The sequence below is a fragment of the Ruminococcus albus AD2013 genome (assembly GCF_000526775.1).
In the GTDB taxonomy this organism is placed as follows: Bacteria; Bacillota; Clostridia; order Oscillospirales; family Ruminococcaceae; genus Hominimerdicola; species Hominimerdicola alba_A.
In genome coordinates this window covers 144721-165005 of sequence record NZ_JAGS01000005.1, presented here as the reverse complement: position 1 = coordinate 165005, position 20285 = coordinate 144721, and the positions used below count along the sequence as shown (strand labels likewise).

The 20285-nt window shown below is 36.8% G+C and carries 12 protein-coding genes and 1 riboswitch; of the genes, 7 read left to right on the top strand and 5 right to left on the bottom strand.

The window, feature by feature from the left end; genetic code table 11:
- The first annotated feature begins 188 nt into the window (after positions 1–188).
- The 4 genes from N773_RS0118200 (at position 189) to N773_RS0118185 (ending at position 4235) form a co-directional block, all read left to right on the top strand.
- On the top strand, positions 189–1370 hold the full coding sequence (locus tag N773_RS0118200) for an ATP-binding protein (protein WP_024859071.1): 1182 nt from the start codon (positions 189–191) through the stop codon (positions 1368–1370).
- A gap of 267 nt (positions 1371–1637) precedes the next feature.
- Complete coding sequence (locus tag N773_RS21580; RefSeq protein ID WP_024859070.1) at positions 1638–2264, top strand: LexA family protein; 627 nt, start codon at positions 1638–1640, stop codon at positions 2262–2264.
- Positions 2265–2507: 243 nt separating this feature from the next.
- On the top strand, positions 2508–3281 hold the full coding sequence (locus N773_RS0118190) for a ParA family protein (protein ID WP_013483449.1): 774 nt from the start codon (positions 2508–2510) through the stop codon (positions 3279–3281).
- Between the two features lie 21 nt (positions 3282–3302).
- The gene (locus tag N773_RS0118185; RefSeq protein ID WP_024859069.1) at positions 3303–4235 is read left to right on the top strand and encodes a ParB/RepB/Spo0J family partition protein; all 933 of its coding nucleotides are present in this window, start codon (positions 3303–3305) and stop codon (positions 4233–4235) included.
- 202 nt (positions 4236–4437) lie between these two features.
- Here N773_RS0118185 and N773_RS0118180 read toward each other — a convergent pair whose 3' ends face one another.
- Both N773_RS0118180 and N773_RS0118175 read right to left on the bottom strand, forming a co-directional pair.
- Positions 4438–6186: an AIPR family protein gene (locus N773_RS0118180; protein WP_024859068.1), complete on the bottom strand. Its 1749-nt coding sequence runs from the start codon at positions 6184–6186 to the stop codon at positions 4438–4440.
- A gap of 155 nt (positions 6187–6341) precedes the next feature.
- Positions 6342–6758: a hypothetical protein gene (locus tag N773_RS0118175; protein WP_024859067.1), complete on the bottom strand. Its 417-nt coding sequence runs from the start codon at positions 6756–6758 to the stop codon at positions 6342–6344.
- A gap of 689 nt (positions 6759–7447) precedes the next feature.
- Between N773_RS0118175 and N773_RS0118165 the strand changes: the two genes are divergently transcribed.
- The 3 genes from N773_RS0118165 to N773_RS0118155 all read left to right on the top strand — a co-directional run bounded on the left by N773_RS0118165 (position 7448) and on the right by N773_RS0118155 (position 13257).
- Positions 7448–8401, top strand: coding sequence for a hypothetical protein (locus N773_RS0118165; RefSeq protein ID WP_024859066.1), 954 nt, complete (start codon positions 7448–7450; stop codon positions 8399–8401).
- Position 8402: 1 nt separating this feature from the next.
- A complete protein-coding gene (locus tag N773_RS0118160; RefSeq protein ID WP_024859065.1) occupies positions 8403–12425 on the top strand; it encodes an Eco57I restriction-modification methylase domain-containing protein in 4023 nt (1340 codons plus the stop codon).
- Between the two features lie 64 nt (positions 12426–12489).
- Positions 12490–13257, top strand: coding sequence for an abortive infection family protein (locus N773_RS0118155; RefSeq protein ID WP_024859064.1), 768 nt, complete (start codon positions 12490–12492; stop codon positions 13255–13257).
- Positions 13258–13960: 703 nt separating this feature from the next.
- Here the strand turns inward: N773_RS0118155 and N773_RS0118145 are convergent.
- From N773_RS0118145 to N773_RS0118135, 3 genes are read right to left on the bottom strand one after another with little or no spacing between them, the layout of a single operon-like run.
- Positions 13961–15463: a hypothetical protein gene (locus tag N773_RS0118145; protein ID WP_024859063.1), complete on the bottom strand. Its 1503-nt coding sequence runs from the start codon at positions 15461–15463 to the stop codon at positions 13961–13963.
- Positions 15463–18465 (bottom strand): ATP-binding protein, encoded by a 3003-nt coding sequence (locus tag N773_RS0118140; RefSeq protein ID WP_024859062.1) that lies wholly within the window; start codon positions 18463–18465, stop codon positions 15463–15465. Before N773_RS0118140 ends, N773_RS0118145 begins: the two co-directional genes overlap by 1 nt.
- Positions 18466–18471: 6 nt before the next feature.
- Positions 18472–20103, bottom strand: a complete 1632-nt coding sequence (locus tag N773_RS0118135; RefSeq protein WP_024859061.1) for a hypothetical protein — start codon at positions 20101–20103, stop codon at positions 18472–18474.
- A 73-nt stretch (positions 20104–20176) separates the two neighbouring features.
- Positions 20177–20259, bottom strand: a riboswitch (cyclic di-GMP riboswitch).
- Between the last annotated feature and the right edge of the window lie 26 nt (positions 20260–20285).

Genomic DNA, 20285 nt, shown 5'->3' with positions numbered 1-20285 from the left:
AGACATTGATTATATACTCACACTACTCAAAATCACAGTATTTCGCCGCAAAACATTCAATCGAAAAAGTCGAAGTTAAAACTTCAGATACGTTCTCGAACGATTACCAGAGTTTTTTTAGTATACTTAAAAAACTATTGACTAAAAGGATATTTTTGTGGTATACTAAAAACTAAGGAGATGATACAATGGTTCTGCGTAAACAATATCTTGACAGGCTGATTCGCTTGAGAGATAAAAAAATCATTAAGGTTGTTACCGGCGTTCGCAGATGTGGAAAGTCAACGCTTCTGAAACAATTTGAACGATATCTTCTGGAAAACGGAGTCGTTGAGGAACAAATTATTTCAATCAATTTTGAGGACATCTCATTCGATTATTTATTGGAATACCACGCCTTGTATCAATATATCACTGAAAGGTTGCTTACCGACAGGAAAACATACATTTTCTTAGATGAAATACAAGCAGTTTCTGACTTCCAGAAAGCCGTGGACTCACTGTTCCTAAAAGACAATGTGGATATCTATATCACCGGTTCCAATGCACATATGTTATCCGGCGAACTTGCAACACTTTTATCCGGAAGATATGTGGAAGTACCGATGCTGCCACTATCATTTTCAGAGTATGCAGAATTGGTTGGCGGCGACGTCAGGAGTGCTTGGAAAAAATACTTCACAACCGGAGGTTTTCCGTATGCTTCACAGATAGAAGATGAAGAGATTCGTCGAGATTATCTTGATGGAATCTATCACACTGTTTTATTGAAGGACGTAGCTGCAAGGAGAAGGATCAATGACATTGAACTTCTGGAAAGCATCGTCAAATTCCTGTTTGATAATGTTGGTAATATAGTTTCCTCTAAAAAAATTGCAGATAGTTTAACCTCATTCGGTCGAAAAACAACATCCCTGACCGTCGAAAACTATGTCACCGCGTTGTGTGAAGCTTTTATCCTATATAAAGTAGGAAGATACGATGTACAAGGGAAGCAGCATTTAAAATCTCTTGAAAAATACTACATTGTTGATGTCGGACTTCGCAATCTGCTTATTGGCAACCGAAATCGGGATATTGGTCACATTCTTGAAAACATCGTTTATCTCGAACTGACCAGAAAAGGATATCACGTCAGTGTTGGTAAGCTCGGAGAGCTGGAGATAGATTTTGTTGCAGAAAAAGACGGCGAAAAAGCCTACTTTCAAGTGGCAGCAACAGTTTTGAGTGAAGAAACCTTTGCAAGAGAGATCGCTCCATTGAAGAGGATCCATGATAATTACCCCAAATACATCGTCACAATGGACGAAATCCCGATGGATGAGGATGGGATCAAGGTTATTAATGTGGTGGATTTCCTTACAAAATAGGCACTCACACAATGATATATAGTAATGAGAAACAAGATAATAATACTAAAAAAGCAAGCGATACCACACGGAGAATGTCAGGACAAGATAATATTAGGTGTTTTTCGCTGTGTGTCACGCGTGACACATAATAAAATTCCTATCTGTTTAGTAAAGAGGACGTGAATTTAGGCTGTCTATCTTGTCTACAATTACAAGATTACTTTACACTTAGTTAATTATTGTTGACATAATCGACGACATGTGATATTATAAATAGGGGTGATAGTGACGGAAACCATAGGAGAGCGAATAAAGGAAGCCAGAATAAAAAAAGGGCTGTCGCAAACAGAATTAGCAGGAAAACTTGGCTATAAATCACGATCATCAATAAACAAGATCGAGACAGGTGGAAGAGATATTCCAAAAAGTCAAGTAGTTAAAATAGCTGAAATTCTGGATCTGACACCATCTTATCTCATGGGTTGGGAAAATTCCCCTGCACATAACATCCTCTCCCGAGAGAAAATCCACATGATACCCGTCTATAATAGTATAGATGCAGGCTTCAAAACGTATGACAGCAGTGATATTTCCGGACATCTCCCGTTATATATAGAAAATGACAGCGATGTGAAAAACACTATTTGCGTTACTGTAAGAGAACAATCTATGAGTCCGAAGATCGAGGACGGCGATACAATAGTCGTCCACAGGCAAAACCACGTTGATAACGGCAAGATAGCAATTGTCATGATTGGCGAGAATACGATAGTAAAGCGCGTGGACTTTAACCGCGACCGTCTGATACTGACCTCGTATAATCCCGAATACCCGCCAATGATCATTGAAGGTTCCGAGCTTACAAACGTTAAGGTTGTGGGGCTCGTGCAGCAAATCATAAAAATTATATAAAAATTTTGGTACGTAAAAAATGGTTATGTGTCAAAAATCAAAAGGCATTTAAACTCAGTAAAGACAAATGCCCGGTCTATTATCCATGTGTCACGCGTGACACATAAAAAAAATAACTATATATAATTTTTTATTTTTTGAAAAATCTGCTATAATAATTATAACAGGTCATTTCAATAATAAGAAAGAATGATCTTTAATTATACATGTGTCACGCGTGACACAGAAAGGATGTATTATATCATGGCTATTACCATTTCTATCTGCAACGAAAAAGGTGGTGTCGGAAAGACTACAACTACCATAAATCTTGCCGGAGGACTTGCCAGCCTTGGCAAGAAAGTTCTGGTTATTGATCTCGATCAGCAGCAGAATACAAGTTTAACGCTGGGACATATAAAAGACGGCAAAATTACCATAGCCGAACTTATATATAATTCTGTGGCAGGGATTGAGACTGACCACGCTTCAGCTATAAGGCATAATGAAACTGGTATTGACTACATACCGGCTTCTGATATGCTTACAAACATTACATCAATAATGTCAAATGATCCGGATTATAACTATGTTATCAAAAAATTGCTTTCAAATGACATATATAAACAGTATGATTATATACTTATAGACTGCCGTACATTGCTTGATCTTCTCGTGTCAAATGCAATGAATGCAAGTGATTACGTAATTATACCCGTAGAAAGCGGAATATATGCCTATATGGGTCTGGATAAGATGCTTGATAAGGTATCTTCGATCAATAATAGCACAAATAAGAAACTCAAAGTGCTTGGTATTCTCCTGAATAAAACGCAGCGAACAAATGTCAGCACATCCCTTGCAGAATCAATTCGCGAGGAATATACAAATATAACGTTTAAGACTGTTATACCATTTTGCCCTGCTCAGACAGAACAGGCTGTGTTTAATAAAAAATCGAATGTATTCGATAAAAAATCCACCCTCGGAAAGACTTTCCTTAAGCTTACAAAAGAAGTCATTGAAAAAATAAAATGATTCGGATGAGGAGAACATAAAATGGCTAAAATTGATTTTAAAGCAATGAAAAATGCTCAAAAAGCTGTCGAAGATAAAGTCGAAGATAATATACCCGAGGGACTCGAAAAAAGCTACACAGATTTATGGAGCGGAGGCAAGGAAACAGTAATACAAGTCGATATTTCCAGGCTGGTTCCTTACTCAGATGAAAACGGAAACGAACAACCATTCAAGATCAACCAGAAAAGAGTTGAACAAATAGCAGAAAGTGCTAAAGATATTGGTATTGTCAGCCCCCTGACTGTTATCAGTAAGGGAGATATATATCAAATAATTTCCGGACATCACAGACTTGAAGCAGCTAAGCTTATCGGTCAGCTGAAGGTTCCATGTATAGTTAAGAACTATACTGAGGATATTGTTTATAAAGCCGTGTCTGAAAGCAATATCCAGCGAGATAAAACATACCCGAGCGAATACGCAAAGATCTTTTCAAAGTACTTCAAAATGAGAGACGATGAAGACTTGACCGCAGAAGAGATAGCAAAAAAGTTCGGCGTTTCAAGGAAAACTATATACAGGTATATAAATGTCGAAAAGCTGATACCTGAACTTCAGTATCTCGTGGATGACGAGATAATAAAATTCAACGCGGTTGAATACATCAAGGGATTTTCTGAAGATATTCAGAGAGAACTGTATAATGTTCTTTCAGAAAACAAGCTCTCTCTGACGAGAGTAACTGCTATAAAACTCAGAGATTATATAAACGAGCTTGCAGATGAAATTACAGCTGATGAGATCCTGGAAATGCTGACTGTTCCGGACAAGCCAAAGTCAAAAGGTCCCTATAAAAACAAGGTTTACTGTTCTATTTCTGAAAAATACGGGATAAAAATGACGGAAAATGAACTTGATGAACTCACTGAAAAGCTCCTTGAGCAATATTTCAGTAAGAAAAAGAAAAAATAGCCATAAGGCGGCTGTTTCTTCATAAATAATACGCTCTTTACCAAAAAGCAAGACCATGTAGAAATTTATTTTTCATACATGGTCTTGCTTTTATGTCCATAAAAAATCGATTTGGTGATATCATACTACGGCAACGATAAACTATCCGTAAAAATAAAAAGGGGCTGCAACAGCCCCTTTGTTGCCTTTTTTCATTTTTCGTTTAAGAACACATCGTTGATGCTTCTTCTTGCTCTATGGCATATCTTTGGTTCAATTTACTTACTTTAGTTTGTGCTTCTGAAAATACACTAGTGTTTTTTGTGAACGCAGCCATATTAGTTACGCTAGACTTAGATGCTATACCTTTCACTATATTTATAGAATCAATAATCAAATCCTTTATAGTGATATTTTGTAAACCAAGTTTTTCATATTGTCGTTTTAAATTTGAAACAACATTCAGCAAAAGAATATCTCCTGTATTCATAAATCTGTATTCATCAATGTGATCTAGTAGCTCTTGTTGGCTAATTCCAAGATATGAAGAGAACTCCGTTTTCTCATCGTTACGTCTTGTTTTTCGGTACATAGTTAATACACTTGATATATCGTGATAAGTATTTACAGCTTCTATTACTTTATCTGCATTGATTTGCGAAAGCAATTCATCTATTTTATTTTTATCAAATAATGAACCTTTTCCGCGCTTAGCTGCACTAGCGGAATTATTGATCCAATATCCGGTGAAATATTGTAAAACTTCTTCTAGTTGCAGAACAATGATATCATCTCCATATGATAGTGAATCGCCATGTTCCTTTTTGTATTTATACTCGTTGATTTGTCTTTCAAGGAAGTAACCTTTTTTGAGTAATTGTTCTTGCAGATTTCTTATAGCATGGTGATTTGATATGAAATAGCTATCTCTTATTGGTGTCTGAGAATTAAGAAATTCAGTAATCTGTCTTCTTTGATTAAAATCGGCAATTTGTATAATACGTATTAACACACATGCATCGTCTGAAAGTTTCTCATCATTATGTGCATTATACAAAACATTTAACGATTGGCAGCCGTTAACAACTGAAGCTCCTTCAAGTATTATCTCATTAGATGCAGGGCTATTACGCGTTTTATCACAAATAAATACTATTCCATTATTATAAAAATAGAACATATCTGATTCGCTTGATGATGTTGCAGTTCTATATATTCCATTGTTTACGGTTGAGTTATATTCGTATAAACGAATGTTTTCGTCAAAAATTGTTGAGATGTGTTCTGTAATAGCTGAAACTAAATCTTTACAATTAACAAAACCTACATAGGAATCAATTTCTCTCGAAGCAACATTATAAGCTGATTGGATCTGTTTATACTTCAAAGAAATGGTTATGTTATTTTTTCTGTTTATCTTTTCATATATACTAGAAATAACATCTCTATTATGAATGATTACATTTAAATCATTTCCATAATTGTTTTTAAATAGTTTCTTATTGTTGTCTATAATTGTTTCGTTAGCAATAATACCTTTATTAAAGCTAACAAAAAACATTTTGTATTCATCAATAAAAGTATCATTAATCTGTTCCTTGAATTCTCTAAATCTCGTGTTAGTGCCAAGATATGGAATCCCGTTATCGATTAATGTATTAAATCCATTAAAGGTTTTTAAGATATCTCCTTGTACTATTTCTGAATTAGTATTATCAGATTTACTTGGAAATTTGAATTGAAATACATATAAAGAATTATTTGTATCGTCAAATATAATAGCATCAATTCCTAAATCATCAGCACCGTCAATTATTGCTTCCGAGACTTGCTGATCACTAAGATTAAAATGATTTTTCAAATACCAGTGTGCAAAAGCTAAAGAGTCATTGTTATACTCATTATCCTTTCTAATTTCACCAATATATGTTTTTATAGAATTATAATACGATTCATATTTTGTAAGTGCCATTTTATACTCCTTTATAATGTACATCAAAATAACAATATACTACATAATATCAACATTATTATAGCATAATATTAATATATTGTCAATATATCCTCTGCAATAATAGTAACAAGTCACAATTAATTGTCTGCATTCGAAGGCATAGCCGTCTGATCTCAGATATAAACCATACACTCAAACACCACTTCTCTCGCCATATAGACGAAGCATTTCTCCAGACCGAGCATCTTCTCGGCATCACTGTTGAGGACAGCTTTCTGATAGCAACTATCGGTCTGCTTCCAAAGCTCTACCTGGCGTGAGATAGCTTCGCTGTCTTTCTGCTCTATATCATCAAGGTACTGAATGATCTTGCCCTCGTTTACGAGCCTGCGAAGCCTGTCGGGACAATGGCTGTCAGAGAAATGAAGATGATACCTGATGAAATCGGTGTTATATGTCTTGCACTCCTCGGTTTGAGTGCCAATGTTGAAGTGGGTGACAGTCACGGTATTGGTGTCCAGTCTCCACAGCGGAACGTATTTCTTTTTCAGTTGGCTGTATGCGGTCTGTTCACTTGTGTATCTGCTCATGGTTATTACTTCCGTTATGTTATTTCACGGTAATCAAAAACGGTTTCCGTGGTTGAACTGATTCACGGTGTTCAAAAATGTATTCCGTGATTTTAAATGATAATAACAGAAGTACGCCAATTTGATTTTGTCTGTCGCTGGTCTTTAAAGTTATAAAATCGTAGGAAACAAAAGATAAAGAAAAGCGAAGTTAAAACATTGAAAGTGATGTAAAACAGCCTTTTTTCGCAAACAATAGAATAAAGTACAAATGCTGGTAGACGTTACTCCATGATTTCAAGTTCCAAACACAAAAATAATCATGAAAAAATTGAGGAGGATCACCGAGCAGACTTCTGCATGATGATAGCCGTCAGCGGAACGGAAAAGCCCATCACAACCGTCCACCAAAACTTAACCGCTGAAAAAGAAAAGCCCTCAGAAACGCTTACAGAGCATTTCCGAGGGCTTGCGGTTATACTGTTTCAATAGATTATCTGCTTTTTGTGGTGTGTCCCACAATTTCTATAATGAATTGTATAAAACGATTTTTGAGCGTGCCGTTAGACTAAGGTTTATGGGATAGTATGGTTTTTATTCTTTTTCTCTTTGGAAATGTAATTAGGTCTTGAAACACCGCAGTATTTGTGGTATAATATACTTGAATAATTGTATCATTATGTTAGTAATCGTAACAAGGAGTTGAGCTTGTGGGGATAGAAATTATGGAAGATAGTATTCAGAACCTTGATTTGCAGCTCCTAAAACTGTTGCTATACGATAATTCTACCAAACGGAATATTGTATGGGCAACAACCGACTATGTAGAATACGGCGAGTATTATGCTCCCGAATGCGAAATAACAGTAGAGCAAATCACTGGGCAATATAGTGGACTTATAAAGCCTCGTGTTACAAAAGCCAAACATATGCAAAACAGCCGCACAAGAGATAAGGCAGAAGTTTTCACACCCTCTTGGATATGTAATGCTCAAAATAATCTTGTTGATGAACAGTGGTTTGGTAGACCTGATGTATTCAATACAACATCAGAAAAGAAATGGAGAGCAACAAGAACCAAGATTAAATTTCCTGCCAAGCCCAAAAAAACATGGCAGGATTATGTCAGAGCCAAAAGATTAGAAATCACTTGCGGAGAAGCTCCATATCTTGTTAGTAGGTATGATACAGTAACAGGCAAACCAATTTCAGATGTTCATAAACGTATAGGTTTATTGGATCGTAAATTGCGTGTGATTGATGAGAATACTGAAAATGAAGCGGATTGGCTCGATTGGGTAAAAAAAGCATACCAAAGTATATATGGTTTTGAATATCAAGGCGATAATTTATTATTGGCAAGAGAAAACTTGTTATTCACATTTATTGATTATATGAAAAACAAATGGAATAGAAAGCCTACTATTCCTGAATTGCGTCAAATTGCTTATATTATATCATGGAACGTATGGCAGATGGACGGTTTGACTTATACCGCCCCATATAGTGAAATGGAACATCAGGAAGAATATGTGCAGATGACACTTTTTGATATGGGAGATGATACCGAGGAAGAAAAGGATGCTGTACCTTGCATAATTCGTGATTGGACAAATAAAGAGTATGTGAAATATAAAACACTCATCGATAAAGGGGGAAGATGAGATGACTGATTCAAAAAGATTTGAAAGTTCGTTCTCGTATAAACTGATTTATATTTTCAGAATAAACGATGATAAACACAAAGACATTTTGAAAATCGGTGAAGCTACGATCAAGACAGACGATAGCATTGACCGATTACCTCCTAATTGTCGCCAGCTTAATCAGGCGGCTAAGAAACGTATTGACTCATATACGAATACCGCAGGAGTACAGTATGAACTCTTACATACAGAGCTTGCAATTAGAATAGAAAATGGTTCTTTGAAGATATTCCGAGACTATGATGTACACAATGTCCTAACCAATTCAGGTATTGAAAAAGCTATTGTTAAAGATACAAAGGCAAAGGAATGGTTCAAGGTTGATCTTGATACCGCTATAAGAGCTATTGAAGCGGTTAAGCAGTTCAGACCGACCCTTAACCCGTCTGAAACTGGTATTACATTTACGCCTATTGTCTTTCGTCCTGAGCAGCTTGAAGCTATTAAGGCAACAATAGCAGAATTTAAAACAGGTAATAGAATGTTATGGAATGCCAAGATGCGTTTTGGCAAAACACTTAGTGCGCTTGAGGTTATCCGAAAAATGAAATTTGGAAAAACTATTATTATCACGCACAGACCTGTTGTTGATAGTGGCTGGTACGAGGATTATAAAAAGATATTCTATCATGAGGATGACTTTGAATACGGCTCTAAAAGTAACGGATTTACAATAGAAAAGCTGTTGAAAAGCGGAAAAAACTTTATCTATTTTGCTTCGATTCAGGATTTAAGAGGATCAGAGCAAGTCGGCGGTAAGCATATAAAAAATGACATTGTTTTCAGTACAAAATGGGATTGTGTTATTGTTGACGAAGCACACGAAGGGACTACAACAGCACTTGGTGAAGAAGTTATCAATTCTATCGTTACAGAGGACACAAAATTCCTCGCTCTATCAGGTACACCATTCAATATTCTTGGTAACTATGATAATAATGTCTACACTTGGGACTACATAATGGAACAGCGCCGTAAGGCAGAATGGGACAACGAGCATTTCGGTGATTCTAACCCCTATGAAGAATTGCCGAAAATGAACATCTATGTTTACGATCTTGGTAAGTTGCTTGGCAATCGCTATGTAGAACTTGAAGATAAGGCATTCAACTTTCACGAGTTTTTCCGAGTATGGACAGGTGATATACGTCGAGATTTCAAACCTGTTCCGGAAGGTTCACAGATTGGCGATTTTGTACACGCTGATGATGTTTGGAGCTTCCTATGTCTTATTGCAAAAGAAGATGAAGACAGTCAGTATCCCTATTCATCAAAAGAATATCGTGAACTGTTCAGGCACTCGCTTTGGATGATACCGGGTGTTAAAGAAGCGAAGGCTCTAAAAAGAATGATGAAGAAGCACCCAGTTTTCGGACTTTTTGATGTTGTCAATGTTGCTGGTGACGGTGATGAAGAAGAAAAATCTGATACTGCACTTGCTAAAGTTCGTAACGCTATCAAAAATGCAGGAAACGACGGATATACTATTACGCTCTCTTGTGGCAAACTCACCACGGGCGTTACAGTTAAAGAGTGGAATGCCGTATTTATGCTCGCTGGCTCGTTCTCTACATCGGCAGCAAACTACTTACAGACAATTTTTCGTGTTCAGTCACCTTGCAATCAAAACGGAAAGTTCAAGGATAATTGCTATGTTTTTGATTTTGCTCCAGATAGAACATTGAAAATGGTTGCAGAATCGGTAACGCTCTCTACTAAAGCAGGTAAAACAACTGATTCTGATAGAAAGATTATGGGTGAATTTCTAAACTATTGCCCAGTAATCTCTATTGAAGGTACTACTATGCGGAAGTATGAAACAAACAGACTTCTGCAGCAACTAAAGAGAGCCTATGCAGAAAGAGCTGTTCAGAACGGCTTTGATGATACCAACCTATATAATGACGAGCTGCTAAAACTTGACGATGTTGATTTGCAGGAGTTTAACAAACTCAAAGGTATCATAGGTACTTCTAAGGCGCAGCAGAAAACAAAGGAAGTTGATATAAATAAACAAGGCTTCACCGAGGAAGAATACGAAGAACTGCAAAAAATTGACAAAAAGCCCAAAAAGGAACGTACTCCCGAAGAACAGGCGAAACTTGACGAACTGAAAGAAAAGAAGAAAAATCGCAACAATGCTATTTCTATTCTTAGAGGAATCTCTATCCGTATGCCATTGCTTATATATGGTGCAGATATCCCTATAGGAGAAGACTTTACGCTTGATAAGTTCCTTGATGATAGTATTGTCGATGAAGCATCATGGACAGAGTTTATGCCGTCAGGTGTTACAAGAGATGTTTTCAAGCAGTTCATGAAATACTACGATCAGGATATATTTGTAGCGGCAGGCAGAAAAATAAGAAATACTGTCATGGGGGCTGATGAACTTGCTCCGACTGAGCGTGTTATGCAGATTGCTCAGCTTTTTGCTTGCTTTAAGAACCCTGACAAAGAAACTGTGCTAACTCCTTGGCGAGTTGTAAATATGCATATGAGCGACTGTCTTGGTGGTTACTGTTTTTATGAAGAAAACCCACCTGTCAATGCTCAAATGCTGGAACAGCCAAGATTTGTTGACCGAGGACAGGTTACTGCCGAAACTTTCAATAACGCTAAAGCGCATATCCTTGAAATCAATTCAAAGACAGGTCTATATCCGTTATATGTTGTTTACAGTTTATTCCGAGCGAGATGTTCCGATTATCCCGAAGATGAACTTACTCTTGAAAAGCAAAATGAACTTTGGAAGCAGACTGTTCGGGAGAACATCTTTGTTATTTGCAAAACTCCAATGGCGAAGTACATAACAAAGCGCACTCTTGTCGGATTCAGAGATATACCTGTAAATGCACATTATTTTGATGATCTTATAAATACAATGCAGAACAAACAAAAACAGTTTGTTGATAAAGTTCTTAAACCAAGTTATTGGGATAGAAAGGGTGATAAAATGACATTTGATGCTGTTGTCGGCAATCCTCCGTATCAAGCTACAACTTCAGGAGGAATTGGAAATGGAAAGGCAGCTACACAGGCAAAGCCGATTTTTCAACTTTTTGTACAACAAGCCAAAGTTATTAATCCCGGATATGTATCAATGATTATTCCTGCACGATGGTATAATGGCGGAATGGGATTAAATGAATTCCGTAAAGATATGATCGACGATAAACGTATGGCTTGCCTTATAGATTTTTATAATGCAAGAAATTGTTTTCCAACTGTCGATATTGCTGGAGGAATATGCTACTTTTTATGGGCAAATAATCATGATGGTGACTGCGAAATAGTCAATAAGCTTGAAAACGGTGCTGAAGATAGGTTAATAAGACCTTTAGGAGAGTTTGGAGAACTGATTATTCGCTCAAACAAGGCAATCTCTATAATAAAGAAAGTATTGAATAAAGCAGAAGGTTTCTGGGACAAACACGTTTCCGCTTTAGATACATTTGGAATATCATCGAAAGAAAAAGGACATCCAAATTATCAGCCTGGGGATATTCAGCTTCTCCATAGTGTGGGCTTTAATGGTCAAGGAATAGATTATATCAGCCCTGACGTTGTAACAAAAAATCAAGAGCTTATACAAAAGTACAAAATCAAGATTTCTATTCTGATACCTCAAGGCGGTGAGAGTGGTGTTCAGCCTGAAAACGGCTATCGCTCCATCTCTGGTCCACAAATTCTTCCGCCCGGTGTCGTTGATACCTTCTCCTACTTAAATGTTGCATTTTTTGACACGGAGCAAGAAGCTAAGAACTTTTTTGGCTTTCTTATTGGAAAATTTGCACGCTTTATGCTGAGGACTACATTCTCATCTGTTCATTTATCAAAGAATAATTTTATATTTGTTCCTGAAATGGACTTTACGCAGGAATGGTCAGACGAAAAACTTTATGACTATTTTGGATTGGATGAAAACGAAGTTGAGTTTATCGAAAAGACAATGAGAGTTATCGAAATTGATGAGAATTGAATGAATTACTCCCAATATAAAGTTTACATCGGTAAAGCCAAAAACAAGCAAAGGAATTATCAAAATGAGCGAATATGATTTTACTTATGTTCTACCTGACAATTTTCAGCAAGGCATCATACGTTTTTTAGACCTGAATGGAAAGAAAGAACTTTCAAACCTACTTAAAAGCTGTAAGATCTATTATGATGATTTAGGATATGCTTACTACGCTGGAATGCGTGGCGATAACTGGAACAAAAAAGCCCTCGATTTCACTATTGAATCATCAAAAAGTATCATCACAAATATAAAACGTAATCAAAAAATACTTACAGAGATGATCCAGAAGTTTATCAAGCCGTCAGTAAGTGGTTATCTTGTCAGAAATATCGAATTCATCATTAGCGAGTCAGAACTTAGTACTGATTTTTCCCTGCCGGAAAAGACAGGAGATGATTTTGCAACACTTTATCGAGATATACATGATGCTTTGGCAAAGGACGAACCAGTATTGGTTTTAGATCGTTTACATACTTTTTCGATGAAGTATTTTAGAACGATTTGCCAAAATCATGGCATTGGAGTATCTGCGCCGGACGGGCAACTGTATCCGCTTCACAGTCTTGTGGGTAATCTTACTAAATACTACGATCAAAACAACTTATTCGGTTCAGATTTTTCTAAGAAAGCTATGAAAATGAGCATTTCTTTATTTGATAGCTATAATGCTATCCGAAATGATAAGAGCTTTGCACATGATAATGATTTATTATCCAAAAGAGAAGCTTCTTATGTTGTGAGAATACTTGCAGACACTATCAAATTTATTGAAGAAATCGAAAACGCTTAAAATTTAATATCACCTATGTATAAAAGAGTGCCACTCTCCGAACGGAGAGTGGCACTCTTTTTTTATCTCTATGGTATGAATACTTTATTTTTCGACTTCCTGCATCAACGCTACGCCGTCCTTGAAGCCTGCCTTGTATGCAGCTCTCATCTCAGCGGCGTGAATATCACCCACACGGAGATTGTAAATCATATCAATCATTGTAAGCACCCTTTCGGTAATAATTTAGCTTGCTGTACCTGTCTTACAATGTTTCCTTGAAAACTTCTTTATGCCTACTGTCGTAAGCAACGTGTGTTCTCGCTCTGTTAAAAAACTCCCCTCTTGTAAAGCAAGAATATGCTTTATTATCCAAATCCACTGTATTTTAGCCACTCCATTTTATTCGACTGAATATTTTATGCTATAAGCGAAGTGAAAAGTTCAGTGAGTAAGGAACGCAATTCATCTCCCACCTAAGAGGTGGGAGTCTTCTTGCCTAAATAGGATAAAAGTCAATGTTACCGCTCCCCTTATTTGTCATCCAATAGTGAACGTATCTTGTTACGCAGGCACTCGTTCTGTCAAGGTGCAGACACTCTATTTTGTCAAGATGACCACTCGATTTGTCAAGGCAGAATGCTCCTCACTCCCCTACCCCGATAGTCTCTACTGTTCGAGCGTATGATCAGTTTACTTTGATAGTTCTTATGCAGATCTGATTTTAAAAAGGTAATTTTATTTTAGCCTTAGCTGAAAAATCTGAAAAAGCATTCTTTACATCGTCAAGTGCTTCTGGTACTACTTCTGAAACTGTATCCACTACTCCGGATGCTAGATCCTGTGCTTTTTCTGCAATGATCTCAGCTCCTTCCGCACCAAGTTCTACGGCTGTTTGATATGCTTCAGTAGCAAGTGCGCATCCTACTGTTCCGCCAATTATACCACCAACAGCTCCACCTGCTATGCCGCCTGCTACACCAGCCGCATTTTCTCCCAAATTATAAGCAAGTTCCTTTCCTCCTATTTTACCTTGTGCATAATCAGAAATATCATCGTATGATTCTACTGCATAAGATACTACTGCTGCCGGAAGGCATGATCCTCCGACTTTTCTTATCAAAGCACTCGAACTCTTACCCATAGTCTGTGATACAGCTTCTGAAATAAAACGTGTTCCATAAGCTATCCCTCCAGAAGCTGCTGTATCCTTAGTAACATCTACAAATGCTTCCTTAGGAGTTATTTTACCTTCCATAACCTTATTAACATTGTCAACTGTAGATACACACGCAGTGATCGAAGCTGATAAAGCAGCACTTTCAAGTCCGGCTTTGTTGCCGACACGAGCTGTTTCCTGTGCAAATATTTTAGCCGTATACATCTTCGGATGCTTTGTAGCAGCTATTGCTTCGCTTGAAGTAACAGTGCTCTTTTCGATCATCTGATCGATCTTATTGTACCTATCGATAGAAGCCTGATGTTTTTCAGCAAGCTCCCTGTTTCCGTTTTCTACTGCATGCCGATACTGTTTCTCAAATTTTTCGATTTTTTCAGGAATAAGCTGCTTAACATCATCATAATAATCTTTTGGTATCTCCATTTTATCAACTGCACCATCATTGAAGTATTTATCAAATGATTTTGATTTCAGCAATCCGAGGCACTCTTTTCCATTTTTACCGACGAATTTGACTTGAACTCTTTCAACAATGTTTCCATTGCTGTCTATGCGAACTTTATCTACATACTGATCGTTCTTTGCAATACCTTTAATTGCTTTATCTGCAAGGTCATCTACACGATAGGTGGTGATGCCTGAGCCTGAGATCTTCGCTTGCATATTCTCTTTTGCTGTACTAATGACCTCTGCTGAAAAGCCTGAATGTTGTTTTAGATTTTTGTAATAATCATCCGGATTTATCTTCCATGCCCCTATGTCTTTCAGTCCTAGCGTCCTTTTTCCATCACCAAGATCTTCTCCACTATACATTTGCTTTGCTGTATCTAAAAAAGTATTTCTAAAAGCAGATAAATCAGTGTTTTCAGCAAGATCAACATCCAGCCAGTTTGTAATATTTTTGTCGATAGATTCATTTACACCGCTGAAAACTCCAGCTTCAGGTTTTTTTGAACTTTCAAAACCACTGTGCAAAATTTTCATTTTAGATTCAATATCAGAAACACTGTTATCTAATCCACTTGTTTCCGGTTTATCAAAATTCATTATATCTCCCCCTTTGCTGTCAGTATATAACAGATACTGTCATATTCGTCATCAGAAAATCTCTTCAGTTTATTTTTTACAAGCGCTTTCAGTTCTTTAGAACCTTCGATCCTCATAAAAGTCTTGTCATCTATATCTATTACAGCCTGTACAAATTTTTTCAGTATAGGTATATCCTGAGTTTTCCATACCATAATACCACCATAAAGGTCATACTCTTCTATCAGAGAAGATATTCTGTTTTTGATATCACGAGATATATTAAGCACCTTTAATGCTGCCCGCAGGCTACTTTCTTCTATCTTCTTTCTCTTTATCCACGGCTGCATAAGCATACATATCAATTCTGAACGTGCTTCTTTGATCGGCTTTATCTCTGTTCTGGATTTGTATACATACGGCGAATCGATGATGTTTGCTTTATTTATCATAGTAAGCACAGGATTAATCCAGTCATTTTGATATACCACAGCAACACCACTGGGAAGTTTCGCTATCTCATTTACCTGATCCTCGGTCAATCCGACAGAGCGTCCAACGGCTTCCCTGTCATTTGCTTCCGGTGTTCTCAGAACTATCTTTGTGTTTGTATTCTTTATGGCTGCAATATCTACCGATGAAGGCGACTGATCAACGATTATAAAGCCTTCACCATAGGTTCTTATTTCAGCTATAGTGTTTGTAAGCATTTCAACGGATTTTCCGATCAATTCTGATGAACCGCCATTACCCGTATTTTTAAGTAAGTTGTGTGCTTCTTCTAGGACAGTTATGTGCTTAAGTCCGTTATTATTTTCTGTTTTCCTGTCAACACGATATTCATTCAGGATATATACGATCAGTCCCATGAGAAGTGCTTTTGTTTCAGTTGATTTCACTCTTGATATGTCTATTATACAGTTATTATCAAACAGTTTATAATACGGGGTCTGATCTGTCGTGAAAATATATTTGTTTAATCCTACCGTAAGCGATTTTACTCTTGTCAGTAACGCACCTCTGTAATTAGATTTTATATCAGAAGCATAATCAGAATTATCTATTAACATTCCGAGCTGTTCGGAAAGAATTTCAAAGTCCGGATATTCTGCCACATCTCCTTCAAAAGTTGAAGAGCCAAGATCCCAACCTACAGCTTCGTAGGAGCGAAGTATAGCATCCTTAAAAAACGCAGGCATTGCATCATACATCGGCCAGCATACTCCGAATATTTCCACCAGACCGTCAACATGCTCTAGTACATGGATAGATTCAGGAAATCGGAAAGGATTAAGATTTATCAGATCGGATATTTTAGGATTAGTAGAATACACATTCACATCATCCCAGTTTCCAAAAACATCTTTGTATTCACCTTTAGCAGGTTCGATAACAAGGAAAGGGATTTCATCCTGATGAAGCTCTGCCAGCATTTGATAGACGGCATTGCTTTTTCCAGAACCGGTAGAACCGGTAATGAATGTATGCATATTAAGGCTTCTGTTATCGAGCTCAACTTTTTTCTCTGTTATCTGTCCGAGATCAAATACTCTGCCAAGTAACATCGTATCATCAGATTGATCTTCTTCACTTTTTGAAAATAACCTATATGAATTAACTTCTTTGCCGAATTCAGCGTGTTCAATTACCGGTAGTCCGGGAACCGTAGTCCTCGGAAGTCCAAGGTGTAAGCCAAGATCCTTTCCACTGACCGATGTAGCAGCATTCACAAGCACATTTCCTCCATACACAAAGCGAGGATGCATAAATCTGGAAAGGTACATCGTCAGATCTGAAAAATTCCCCACAGTCTGCGGATTATTTCTTCTCCACGAATTTATAGCTGAAACTTCTCTTCCTGATTTTTCACCATTCATAAGTGACCGATAATTGCTGGCAGCAATTTCAGCAGCTGACATATCGTCCGAGATAAAATAACCTGCTGTATCCCACATACCGTAGCTGTCAAATTCATCAGTTCTTTTAAGATTTTCATCGATAAGCGCCATAAGATCAACGACTGTCTTATTCTCTGTTGTGGACATAACCGAGTTTGATGTTGTAGTCGTTACCTGTTCATTCGGAGCAAGGGAGTTGATAAAACCATTAAGCTGACCTGAGATCTGTCCGCCAAACATGGCTCCTGTACTCAATCCTCCTGCCTTTCCAATAGCTGCAGCTCCACCTATGGCACCACCTACAACGCCGGCAATAGATAATACAGCACCCGTTATCATAGCAGCCTTCTGTTTTCCGTTCATTTCAGCAAAAGATCTGGAATGTGAAGATGAATCAGTTGTACTGTCAGTATACTGAACTCTTGCCAACGGAGACAGCTTGGTATACAGATCCTGATAACTTTTTCTCAGCATCTGAACCGTCTGCGGAGACTGATTTTGTGCGATTATAATACCTGTGTATTGTCTGCCATACATTGCAAGAGCCAGTTTTTCCAAGCCCTGAACAAACTGTTCATTTGCCTGTTCCGTATTTTTACAGTTTCCAACAACACTTACCGATGCAATATTGTTCTGATCTAATATTTTACTTGACAGTTTTCCAATGCTCGTCCTGTCTTCGCTAACTATTTTAACTCCGGGAAAATTTCCGATAAGTGTATTTTTTAGTGTATCACCAAGCGTCACCATTGAACGCTTTTCAGGATCATCATCTAATGTATTGCTCCTGACCCCAAGATAAAAATTAGTTTCATTACCATCAGAATCGATTATTATGAAAACAGAAGCGTTATATGTAGACAATGTATTAAAGACCGTAGTAAATTTATTAGTAACAGACTCGCCCTTACGATAAACCATCTCTGTGATTCTATAAATACGAATATTATTTATTAGTTCATTTTCAAGAGAAGGTAGATCTCCAACCGGAGCGATCTCCATTTCATTAAGTCGTGCCAGATATTTTTTTCTTATACCCTCATCTATTATCTCAAGACGATTATCTATCGTCATTTCTTCGGTCGATGTCATCACACCAGAGTTATATGTAGTTATTTCGTCCATCTTTGTTTACCCCCTTTCGATCAGATGAAGTTTATCATTTATCTGAGAAAGCCAATCCATATCATTCTGCAAAAGCTGTTCATCTTGCGAAAGCTGTTTTGAGACGATCTGCTTTTCTTCAGTTTTTTGTTTTATTATCTGGTGTATACGATTATGATAAACATTTGCAAGAACAGCATAATACTTTGTAAGTGTTTCTGTCCAGTTATCGATAACTCTCTGACAAATAGGACCGTATTCTTCCACTGCTAGTGTTCTCCACGCTTCATATGTATATGTTACTTCCATTACCTTATCATTATTAGCATCAGCATTGTTTTTCAACCTATCGAAAAGTGATGCCTTGCGAACTATATATTGTTCTGTTTTGATATCCATAAACTTTTCTGTAAGTGATGGAGTAATATACTCCTTTGCTTCGTAATTGAAATCCACAGTTGGTTCAAAATCCGGATCCATTTTTGTATCAGAAAACCATTTTCCGAATAGTTGATCGATCTCTGCGCTTTTTGCCACAGAAGCACTATCTATTTCCGCTACAAATTCAGAATAAAATTTATCAAGCATCGTATTAAATTCTGTAGCCATTGCAATTGCTTCATCCATATTAGTAGTCTTTGTCTTTTTCTTTCTCCACTCGGAAATTTTGAAGAAAAATGATTTTATTGAAGATACATATTCCGTAGGTATGATCAGATTATCACGCTGATTGAAAAGATCATCAGCGTTTTTTAGAGTATTTATATCGTTTTCAAGTGAATCGATCTTCCTATGTATACCTGAATTTACTATCTTACTCTTTTCATTCTCCTCATCTACATCCGCCTGTAACTTACTGATAGTACCTTTTAAAATTCCAAGAACTTTTGTAATGTATTCAGTAAGCGGATATACTTCAAAATAATCGCTTATGACCGCATCATTAACATCATTTATGATATTTGGGGTATGTATCCCAAGATCAGAGATTATCCTTTCGATCTGAGGTCTGTTTAATTCAGCACTAATGCAGAAAAAGAGTTGTCTGCTGCTTATATCATCACGGCATATTATTGATCTTAGTTCTCTTTTGTTGCGATTTAGATCGTGAGAATCTATAAACATTACTATTGGTGTATTCGTAAGATCTGTGGTTGTCAGCTCATTAACATTATCTATATTTTCAATATCTATTTTCTCGTCACAAAGTGAAATAGAGGATATTTTGTTTCCATTTATCGTTATGAAGGAATATGGACTATCGAGTATCTCTTTATTATCATCTTTAAAAGCCTTATAATCAAATCTACGATTAGGATGCGCATCCAACCATGAAAAAACATCATAAATACGTTTGTTTTTTATAACTGGTTCTTCAAGCTCGTTTTTATAAAAGAATGCGACTTCGTTATCTGTTACCCCAGCTTTTTTAAATGAAGATTTTATTAGTTCGTAATCCGACTCTGTACCTGAAAAATAAAAATCAAATCCATAACCGTTCATCTCATCACGAAATACCTGAGGGAGTAAATCGACCCATTCCTGAAGTTTTTTATCACGATATTTTTCTATAATACTATTTATTTTAGGTGGCTGATCATTGAATTTCACTACTGTTTCCATTAAGTATGGATTATAGCTTAATTCTGTTTTTACCATAGTTGATCACTCCTTTAATAAAAATAAAAGGCAACGCCAAAAGCATTGCCTTAATCAGCTATAAACCAAAAATCTATGCAACCGGCTGTCATACTCTTCGAGCTTAGACCCTTAGCTTTGCGTCACTGCCTTTCAGCAATTTTGCCTTTGTGATATAATATATTTTTATTATATACCATGTA

What these genes read in the sequence shown, in the direction of transcription:
- N773_RS0118180 (WP_024859068.1), bottom strand. Translation starts at nt 6,186, where the DNA reads ATGGCACTTACAAAATATGAATCGTATTATAATTCTATAAAAACATAT.
- N773_RS0118140 (WP_024859062.1), bottom strand. Translation starts at nt 18,465, where the DNA reads ATGGACGAAATAACTACATATAACTCTGGTGTGATGACATCGACCGAA.
- N773_RS0118190 (WP_013483449.1), top strand. Translation starts at nt 2,508, where the DNA reads ATGGCTATTACCATTTCTATCTGCAACGAAAAAGGTGGTGTCGGAAAG.
- N773_RS0118155 (WP_024859064.1), top strand. Translation starts at nt 12,490, where the DNA reads ATGAGCGAATATGATTTTACTTATGTTCTACCTGACAATTTTCAGCAA.
- N773_RS0118135 (WP_024859061.1), bottom strand. Translation starts at nt 20,103, where the DNA reads ATGGTAAAAACAGAATTAAGCTATAATCCATACTTAATGGAAACAGTA.
- N773_RS0118175 (WP_024859067.1), bottom strand. Translation starts at nt 6,758, where the DNA reads ATGAGCAGATACACAAGTGAACAGACCGCATACAGCCAACTGAAAAAG.
- N773_RS0118200 (WP_024859071.1), top strand. Translation starts at nt 189, where the DNA reads ATGGTTCTGCGTAAACAATATCTTGACAGGCTGATTCGCTTGAGAGAT.
- N773_RS0118185 (WP_024859069.1), top strand. Translation starts at nt 3,303, where the DNA reads ATGGCTAAAATTGATTTTAAAGCAATGAAAAATGCTCAAAAAGCTGTC.
- N773_RS0118145 (WP_024859063.1), bottom strand. Translation starts at nt 15,463, where the DNA reads ATGAATTTTGATAAACCGGAAACAAGTGGATTAGATAACAGTGTTTCT.
- N773_RS0118160 (WP_024859065.1), top strand. Translation starts at nt 8,403, where the DNA reads ATGACTGATTCAAAAAGATTTGAAAGTTCGTTCTCGTATAAACTGATT.